The following is an 8,395-nucleotide window of genomic DNA, read 5'->3' on the forward strand; positions in this document are numbered from 1 at the left end:
GACCCACGCCCGCGGCTGGCGGTTCGTCATGGACGCCGACGGCACCCTGCACGTCACCACACCCTCGGGGGTCACGCGCAGCACCCGCAGCACCCGACCACCCGGGCTCGACCGCCGACCACCCGACCCGCCGGCAGCGGCCACGACACCGCCCACGTCCGGCCCCGCCGACGACCCGCCACCGTTCTGAGGCCGGACCGACCCCACGAGACGACCTGTCGACACGTCGACGTGCCGACCTCCGGACGCACTGGCTGGAGGCGACGGAGGCGGCGGGCTCAGCGCGCCGACACACCCGTGTGGATCAGCGGCCGCGACCCGTGGTGGAGATCCGCACCGGGCCGGCCGTGAGGACCAGACCCCTGCCGGCACCGCCGGGTCGCAGGCTCGGTGCCGACCACCGGAACGGCGTCACCCGGACGTCGACGACGGGCGTCTGCGGGTCCGTGGTCTCCGACGGCTGCGCCGTGGTCTCCGACGGCTGCGCCGGGGCCGACGACGGCTGCGCCGGGGCCGACGCCGGGTGCGCCGGCTCCGGCCGCCCCACCGGCATCGGGGCGGCCTGACGGAGGTCGGCCAGCAGGTCGTCCTGGAGGGCCCGCGGGCGAGGAGACGGCGGAGAGGACGGCTTCGTGGTCATGCGGGGACCCTTTCGGCGGCGGCGAGCACCTCGTCCGCGAGCGCCGTGTAGGCGTCCGCGACCGGGCTGGTCGGTTGGGAGAGCACGACAGGTCGCTTGGCGAGCGTGCTCGTCGGCACCCGCCGGGACAGCGGGACACGGGTCGCGAGCAGCGGCAGCCCGGTGTCCTCGAGGGCGCCGGCGACCTCGCGGGCGGCGCGCCCCCGGTGGTCCCACACGGCGCAGGCCACCCCGACGAGCACGGCGGAGGTGTTCTCGTAGGCGCGCTGCTGGTCCAGGAAGGTCGCGACCCGGACGGCCCCGAGGGCCGATCCGGGGTCACTCGTGAAGACGGTGAGCACGGCGTCCGCGGCGCAGAGGGCGGCGAGGGTGAGGCCGCCCAGGTCGCCGCGGGTGTCGAGCACGACGTGGTCGTAGTCGCCGATCAGCGGTCGCAGCACGCGGCGGACGCTGGTGACGAGGCCACCCGTGCCGGCCAGTCGGGCGGCCGCGGTCTCCAGCGCCGGGTGGGCCGGCAGGAGGTCCAGCCCGGGGGCGACGTCGTGCCGGATGACCGCCCGGGCGTCGGCCGCCGGGTCCTCAAGGAGTGCGGCCAGGCTGTCGTCCGGGCGCTTGGCGACGACACCGAAGGCCCGTCCCAAGCTGTCCTGCGGGTCGACGTCCACGGCGAGCACCCGGCCCCGGCGGGCGAGTGCGGCGGCGAGGTTCGCCGCGGTCGTCGTCTTGCCCACACCGCCCTTGGAGGAGCAGACAGCCAGGCGCATGCGAGGAGTGTGGCGACCGACGGCGCCCCGGCCCGGGAGGCGGGGCCCAGCGCCGGAGCGACGCCGCCCCACGGGACCCACTGTGCGCAGCATCACCATCCGCCCGTCCCGGGGACCACCGCTGTCGCCACGGTGGCCCCCGGAACGACGATCAGCGCGGGTCGATGGGCGTGAAGACGCCCGCCCGTGCCTCGATCACCTCTGCGGCGTCGAGGATGCCGTTCTCGTCGAAGCGGCGGCCGAGCAGCTGCACTCCGACCGGGAGGCCGCCGGCCACGCCGGTGGGGACCGACAGCGCCGGGAAGCCGAGCACAGGGATCGCCATCATGGACGCCTGCGCCGCCATCACCCGCCGCATGCTCTCCACGCTCGCGATGTCGGCGTCCTGCTCGAACGCCTGCTCCGCCGAGACGGGCAGCAGGACGGTGGAGTAGCGCTGCATGAACTCCGCGAGGACCCGGATCAGCGTGCCCCGCCGGGCGTACCCGTTCATGTAGTCGGTCAGCCCGGGCTGAGCGCCCCACCACTCGGAGGAGACGGCGTAATAGCCCGCCGCCGCGCGCTGCATGCCCTCGTCGCCGACCTCCTCGACCAGCGGCATGATCTGGCGGAACTCCGCCATGCACAGCAGGTACCAGAGCCGGTAGGCCTCGGCCAGCAGTGGCAGCTCGACCTCCTCGACGACGTAGCCGGCATCGGTCAGCCAGCCGGCGGCCTGGTCCAGCGCGGCGCCGACCTCCGCCGTCGGCGTGGCGACGCCGTGGTCGCGTACCAGCGCGACGCGGAGGGGGCGTCCGGCCGGCGGCGCCACGGGCGCGCCCGGCACGTGGAAGGGGTCGCGGGGATCGTCGCCGGTCAGCCCGTCGAGCGCCAGGCGGGCGTCGCCGACGGAGCGGGTCAGCGGGCCCTGCACGAGCATCGACTGCACCGACAGTGCGGGGTCGACACCCTCAGGCCCGTAGAGCCCGGCCACCCGGCCCACGGTCGGGCGGAGTCCGACCAGGCCGCAGGCGTAGGCCGGGTACCGGACGGAGCCGCCGATGTCGTTGCCGTGGGCGATCGGCACCATCCCGGCCGCGACCGCCGCGCTCGCGCCACCACTCGACCCGCCCGGAGTGCGCGAGGCGTCCCACGGGTTGAGCGTCCGCCCGTGCAGGTCGTTGTCGGTGAACCAGCGGTAGGAGAACGCCGGGGTGTTGCTGCGGCCGAGCAGGACCGCCCCGGAGCGGCGCAGGTTGGCGACGTGCGGGCTGTCGGTCGAGGCGATGTTGTCCTTGAACGCCGCGACGCCGTTGGTCGTGGCGTGCTCGGTCTGATCGGAGTTCACCTTGATCGCGACGGGGACCCCGTGCAGCGGCCCGAGCTCGGCGCCGGACGCGGTCAGCCGGTCGGCCTCCGCGGCGCACGCCAGCGCTTCGTCCGGACGCACCTCCACCAGGGCGTTCAACCCCGGGTTGACCGCGTCGATGCGGTCCAGGCAGCTCTGGACGACCTCGCGTGCCGAGATCGATCGCGTGGCGACGCCGTGCGCCACCTGCCGGGCCGACCAGCGCCACAGCGCTTCCGAGTCGGCGTGGGCAGCGTCTGTGATCGGGGTCATGCGGGGCCTCCAGGCCAAGGGGAAGAGGGGGAACGCGGGAGGATCCTCTACACCTGTCCTGTCGCCGTCAAGCAGACATGTAGCAGATCCGGCACGCGGGCCGGCCCCTGACACGGGAGGGCGGAGGCCGCACGGGCTCCGCCCTCCCCACCTCCGTCAGGCGCCGGCGAGCAGGCCGCCGAGCCGGCGCACCGCCGCGACCTCGGCGTCGTGGATCCCGCCGAGGTGCCGGCTCATCTCGGCGCGGATCGCGGCGAGGCGGTCGCCGTCCAGCGGGGGAGCGTCGGCGTGCTCGGCCCGCAGCCGCCAGAGCTCCTCGGCGGCGGTGGCCCGTTCCCCGGCGCCCGCGTCGCCCTCGGCGACCGCGCCGGTGACGGTCGCGGTGAGCTCACGGAGCCGGGCGATCATGGGGACGTCGTCGGGCAGCGCGGTCTCGGCGAGGGCGTGCCAGCGCGTCGCGATCTCCCGCCACCGCTGCGCCTCAGCGACCAGCCCCGGCTCGTCCAGCACCGCGGCGGCCTGCGCCAGCCCGTCGGCGAACAGGCCGCGCAGGTGGCCGCCGTCCATCCCGGCGGGCTCGACGGCTTCCCACACGCTGGCCAGTGCCCTCAGCAGCCCGCGCCCGTCGGCGAACACCGTCGGCCAGCCCTTCGCGGCGCGGGCGTCGACGAGCAGCCGCGACCACCGGCGCCAGGCGGGCAGGGCGAAGGAGGTCGAGCTGCCGCCGAGGTGGTCGACGGTGGCCCGGAGACCCTCGAGCACCGCGGCGCGCAGCCGGTCGGCCGGCACGACGGTGCCGGTGGAGCGGACGACGAGCATGGCGTTCCGGTAGCTGCCGACCCGGGCCCGCGCCCGGTCGAGGTCGGCGACCGGCACGGTGAGCGGCGCCAGCGTGCGGTCGTCGACGTGCACCCGCCCACCCGACGAGGCGTAGGCGACGACCGGGTGACCGCCGCCGCCGTCGAGGAAGGGCGGCAGGTGCCAGTAGCCGGCGTGGTAGCGGTCCGGCCAGATGATCGCCGGGTCGCCGTCGGCCAGCGTCGAGGCCAGCGCCCGGGCGGCGCCGGCCGCGCCGCCGGTGCGCGCCCACGTGGCGTCCAGCCCCAGCCGGTCGACGGTCGTGGCCAGGCGCCGGTCGAAGTACTGCCACGAGTGGGTGAACCCGAGGGTGACGATCCGACCGTCGTCGTGGGCGAACTCCCACAGGATGTAGCCGGCGCCGAGGCCGCCGCCGACGACGAGCAGCAGCGGCTCGGTCAGCGGCCCGTCGGGGCCGGTGACGCCGCGGTGTGCGAGCACGTTCGCGAGGGCCGCGGTGTCGGGGTCGGTGCCGCCCCGCAGCGCCCACCCGGCGTCGACGGCGGGGCCGGCGCCGTCGCCCGCCGAACCGACGACGTGGGCGCGCGCGACGGCGTACCGCTCCCCGGTGCGGGCCATGCGCGCACGCACGCGGGCCTTGAGCTGCTTGGCAGTGGTCATGGTCGGACTCTCCCGGCCGCGCTGCGGTGGTCGGCTCCACGCGCCGTCCGCCGCCGCAGCCGTGGTGTCCGGAGCTGCACACGCCAGGGCCGTACCGGCACCTCGAGGCTCTCGCAGTCCCCTTTGCCCCGCGGTGCCGGCCCGCGTGGAGGGCCGGTCTGGGGTTGGGCGTGAGGCACGCCGGGGCCCAGCGTAGGGGACGTGCCGGCCGGCGGCGGCGGGAGAACCGCGTCGGGCGAGTACCTCGCTCGACGCCCGGGGGCCATCCTGTCCGGGCCGGGTGATCGGTGTGCGCGGAGTACGCCGTCGCCGGACGGCCGCGAGGGAGGACGACGATGAGGGTGACGGTTCTCGGGGCCGGGTCGTGGGGGACGACGGTGGCCGCGCTGCTGTGCCGGCGGGACCACGAGGTGCTGCTGTGGGCGCGAAAGCCCGACGTGGCGGCCGAGGTCACCGAGCAGCGCAGCAACGCCGCGTACCTCCCCGGCGCCCGGCTCCCCGCCCGGCTGCGCGCCACCGCCGACCTGGAGCAGGCCGCCCGGCACGCCGAGCTGCTGGTCGTCGGCGTGCCTACCGGCGCGTTCCGGGACACCCTCGAGCAGGCCCGTCCGTACCTGGCGCCGTGGTTCCCGGTGGTGAGCCTGAGCAAGGGGCTCGAGCGCGACACCCACCTGCGCATGACCCAGGTGGTCGAGGAGGTCCTGCCGGGGCGGCCTGCCGCAGCGCTCACCGGGCCGAACCTCGCGCGGGAGATCATGGCCGGCCAGGCGGCGGCCAGCGTGATCGCGACCACCGACCTGTCCGTCGCCGCCGCCCTGCAGCGCGAGGTGGGCCGCGGGGTGTTCCGCGTCTACACGCACCACGACGTGGTCGGCTGCGAGATCGGCGGTGCGCTCAAGAACGTCGTCGCCATCGCCACCGGCATGGCGCAGGGCCTGGGGGTCGGTGACAACACCCGCGCGGCGGTGATGGCACGCGGCCTGGCCGAGCTCACCACCCTGGCCGTGGCCATGGGCGGCGAGGCGGCCACCCTGGCCGGGCTGGCGGGCATGGGCGACCTGGTCGCCACCTGCATGAGCCCGCAGAGCCGCAACCGCCACGTGGGCGAGCAGCTGGGCCTGGGCCGGACGCTGGACGAGGTGCTCGGCGAGATGCGGATGGTCGCCGAGGGGGTGAAGACGGTGGCCACGGTGGTGGAGCTGGCCGACGAGCGCGGGCTGCACATGCCGATCGCGCGCACGATCCAGGACGTGGTCAGCGGCGGGATCCGCGCGGCCGACGCGTACAGCGGGCTGATCCGGGCCGTGCCGGCCGGGCACGAGTCCGATCCGGGCTGAGGACCCCGCGGGCGGGGACGGTCAGGGGGCCAGGGCGACGGTGCGGAGGAACTCCACCGGGACGTCGCCGTCGTTGCCGTAGGTGTAGGGCCGGTCGCTGCGCAGCCGGCTCGAGGCCCCGGCCGGGACGACGACCCGCTGCTCGTCGGCGGTGAGCGTCAGCGCGCCGGTCAGCACGTAGAACAGCTCCTGGGACCTCGCCGGGTCGGCGCGGCCGCGGTAGGTGTCCCCGGGGACGAGGCGCCACCGCCACAGGTCGGCCGACCGGGATCCGGCGGCCGCCTCGAGGAGGTGGGCGGTACTGCCCGCCGCGCTCGACCACACGAGGACGTGCACGCCGGTGTCGTGCACCTCGATCGGCGACCCGGACGTGCCGGCGTCCAGCAGCTCGGTGAACTCGGTGCCCAGCCGGCGGGCGATCCGGGTGACCGTGACGAGGCTGGGGTTGGCCTGCCCGAGCTCGATCTGGGTGAGCAGCCGGCGGCTGATCCCCGCGCGGTCGGCGAGCTGCTGCACCGTGAGGGAGCTGCTGGTGCGTTGCGCCCGGATGCGGGCACCGACCTGCGCGAGGAAGTCGCGGGCGAGCTCGCCCTCGCCGGTCAGCGCCCCGGCGTCCTCGTCGTTGTCCCCGGCCGTCACGGGATCAGACCGCGAACAGCGCGCTCAGGTCGGCGAAGGCCTTGAACTCCAGCGCGTTGCCGGAGGGGTCGAGGAAGAACATCGTCCACTGCTCGCCGGGCTCGCCCCGGAAGCGGACGTAGGGCTCGATGACGAACTGCGTGCCCGCGTCGGTCAGCCGCTGCGCGAGCTCCTGGAACCGCTCGACGCCCAGCACCAGCCCGAAGTGCGGCACCGGCACGTCGTGGCCGTCGACCGGGTTGGTGCCCGCCACGGCGTTGACGTGACCGTCGACCTGGTGCGTGACGACCTGGTGGCCGTCGAGGTTCCAGTCGGTCCAGCGCTCGGCGGAGCGACCCCGGCCGAAACCGAGGACCTCACCGTAGAAGTGGCGGGCCGCCTCGATGTCGTGCACCGGGATGGCGAGGTGGAACGGCGGCAGCTGTGGGGTGGCCATGTGAGCAGTCTACTGCGCATCCGCGATCCCCAGGCTGCGCATGGCAGGGTCGTGTCCGGGCGAGACGTCGCCGATCTCGGGAGAGGAGCGGGTCCTGGAAGAGGTCCGGCCTGCGCGAACCCGGCGTCGGCGGCCGGCCGTGCCGGGACGGGCAGCCGCGCCGGGAGAGGCCACCGCGCCGCTGAAGCTGCTCCAGGCCGTGGGCCTGGTCAGCACGCTGGACCGGTTCGCGATGGCGCCGATGCTGGTGGCCATCGCGGCGGACCTCCGGGCTCCGGTGGCGGCGGTGGTCGCCGCCGCGGGCGCCTACTTCCTGGTCTACGGGCTGTCCCAGCCGCTCTGGGGCGTCGCCGCCGACCGGTTCGGGCGGGTGCCGACGATGCGGGTCGCCCTGCTGCTGGCCGGCCTGCTGACCGCGGTCTCGGCCCTGTCCGGCTCCGTCGCCGTCCTGGCCGTCACCCGCGGTCTGGCCGGGGGCTTCTTCGGCGCGGCCTACCCCTCCTGCCTGATCTACCTCGGTGACACCGTGCCCGCGGGCGCGCGGCAGCACGCGATCGCGCGGTTGATGGTCGGCGTGGCGGTCGGCACGGCGGTCGCGTCCGCGGGGGCGGGCGTCCTCGCCGACCGGTTCTCCTGGCGCGCGGCCTTCCTCGCCACCGGCGTCGGTGCGCTGGTGCTGGTCTGGGTGCTGCGCTCCCTGCCCGAGCCGCGGACCGGTCGCGCCCGGACGTCGCCGCTGGAGTCGGTGCGCCGGATCGCCCGGTCCCGGCCCGCGCTCCTGGTGCTGGGGCTGGCGTTCACCGAGGGGGCCGTGCTCATCGGCGTCCTGACCCTCGTCCCGGTCGCCGCCCACGCCGGCGGCGCCTCGCTCTCGCTCGCCGGCGTGGCGACCGCCGTGTACGGCGCCGCGGTGCTGGTCGGGTCCGCGGTGGTGGGGCGCCTGTCGCGCACCTGGCACCCCTGGCGGCTGATCGTGGCAGGCGGCGCGCTCGCGGTCCTCGGCTGCGCGCTGCTGGCCGTCTCGCAGGACGTCGGGACGGCGGCCACGGGCGCCGGCCTGCTGGGCCTGACCTGGACGGCGTTGCACACGTCGCTGCAGACCTGGGCGACCGAGGTCCTCCCGGCGGCCCGGGCCCTGGTGGTGGCGTGCTTCGCCGGGGCCCTGTTCGCCGGCAGCTCGGTGGCCGCGGTCGCCCTGGCCGACCTGGTCGACGCGGGCCGGTTCACCGTCATCTTCGCCGTGGCCGCCGTCCTCGCGACCGTCCTGACCGCCGTGGCCGCCGTCGCCCGGTCCCGCTGGGTGCCGGCGCCGGACGTCAGCGCAGACCCAGCGCTCTGATGGCGTTCTCCTTCATCACCAGCGGCCTGACCTCGTCCCGGATCTCGAGCTGCTCGAAGTCGCGGATCCAGCGCTCGGGCCGCAGCAGCGGGTAGTCGGAGCCGAACAGCACCTTCTTCTTGAGCAGGGTGTTGGCGGCGCGGACCAGCTGCGGCGGGAAG

Annotated in this window: 9 protein-coding genes and 1 pseudogene; 3 read left to right on the top strand and 7 right to left on the bottom strand. The window is 75.7% G+C overall.

The genetic code is table 11. From position 1 onward, the window contains the following. A pseudogene (locus MY526_RS26610) lies at window positions 1–190 on the top strand (HNH endonuclease); the annotation flags it as partial. Between the two features lie 114 nt (window positions 191–304). On the opposite strand, the gene MY526_RS26615 reads toward MY526_RS26610, so the two are convergent. From MY526_RS26615 to MY526_RS26630, 4 genes are all read right to left on the bottom strand, one after another. Next, complete coding sequence (locus tag MY526_RS26615) at window positions 305–640, bottom strand: hypothetical protein (protein ID WP_436705451.1); 336 nt, start codon at window positions 638–640, stop codon at window positions 305–307. Beyond that, window positions 637–1,404, bottom strand: coding sequence for a ParA family protein (locus MY526_RS26620; protein ID WP_436705452.1), 768 nt, complete (start codon window positions 1,402–1,404; stop codon window positions 637–639). The genes MY526_RS26615 and MY526_RS26620 overlap by 4 nt, the downstream gene beginning before the upstream one ends. Window positions 1,405–1,555: 151 nt before the next feature. Beyond that, window positions 1,556–3,004, bottom strand: coding sequence for an amidase family protein (locus MY526_RS26625; RefSeq protein WP_436705453.1), 1,449 nt, complete (start codon window positions 3,002–3,004; stop codon window positions 1,556–1,558). A gap of 156 nt (window positions 3,005–3,160) precedes the next feature. Further along, complete coding sequence (locus tag MY526_RS26630) at window positions 3,161–4,483, bottom strand: BtrH N-terminal domain-containing protein (protein ID WP_436705454.1); 1,323 nt, start codon at window positions 4,481–4,483, stop codon at window positions 3,161–3,163. Window positions 4,484–4,818: 335 nt separating this feature from the next. On the opposite strand from MY526_RS26630, the gene MY526_RS26635 reads away from it, so the two are divergent. Beyond that, window positions 4,819–5,820: an NAD(P)H-dependent glycerol-3-phosphate dehydrogenase gene (locus tag MY526_RS26635; RefSeq protein WP_436694933.1), complete on the top strand. Its 1,002-nt coding sequence runs from the start codon at window positions 4,819–4,821 to the stop codon at window positions 5,818–5,820. A gap of 21 nt (window positions 5,821–5,841) precedes the next feature. Here the strand turns inward: MY526_RS26635 and MY526_RS26640 are convergent, their stop codons facing one another. Together MY526_RS26640 and MY526_RS26645 are read right to left on the bottom strand one after the other, a co-directional pair. After that, on the bottom strand, window positions 5,842–6,459 hold the full coding sequence (locus MY526_RS26640) for a helix-turn-helix domain-containing protein (protein WP_436705455.1): 618 nt from the start codon (window positions 6,457–6,459) through the stop codon (window positions 5,842–5,844). A gap of 4 nt (window positions 6,460–6,463) precedes the next feature. Next, window positions 6,464–6,895 carry a VOC family protein gene (locus MY526_RS26645; protein ID WP_436694936.1) on the bottom strand — a complete coding sequence of 144 codons (432 nt, stop codon included), beginning with the start codon at window positions 6,893–6,895 and terminating at the stop codon, window positions 6,464–6,466. 139 nt (window positions 6,896–7,034) lie between these two features. On the opposite strand from MY526_RS26645, the gene MY526_RS26650 reads away from it, so the two are divergent. Beyond that, a complete protein-coding gene (locus MY526_RS26650) occupies window positions 7,035–8,234 on the top strand; it encodes an MFS transporter (RefSeq protein WP_436694937.1) in 1,200 nt (399 codons plus the stop codon). On the opposite strand, the gene MY526_RS26655 is transcribed toward MY526_RS26650, so the two are convergent. Further along, the coding region (locus MY526_RS26655; RefSeq protein WP_436705456.1) for an amidohydrolase family protein at window positions 8,212–8,395 on the bottom strand (184 nt) is incomplete at its 5' end. The two genes, MY526_RS26650 and MY526_RS26655, sit on opposite strands and share 23 nt — an antisense overlap.

This window comes from Geodermatophilus sp. CPCC 205761 (assembly GCF_051383655.1).
Lineage (GTDB): Bacteria > Actinomycetota > Actinomycetes > Mycobacteriales > Geodermatophilaceae > Geodermatophilus.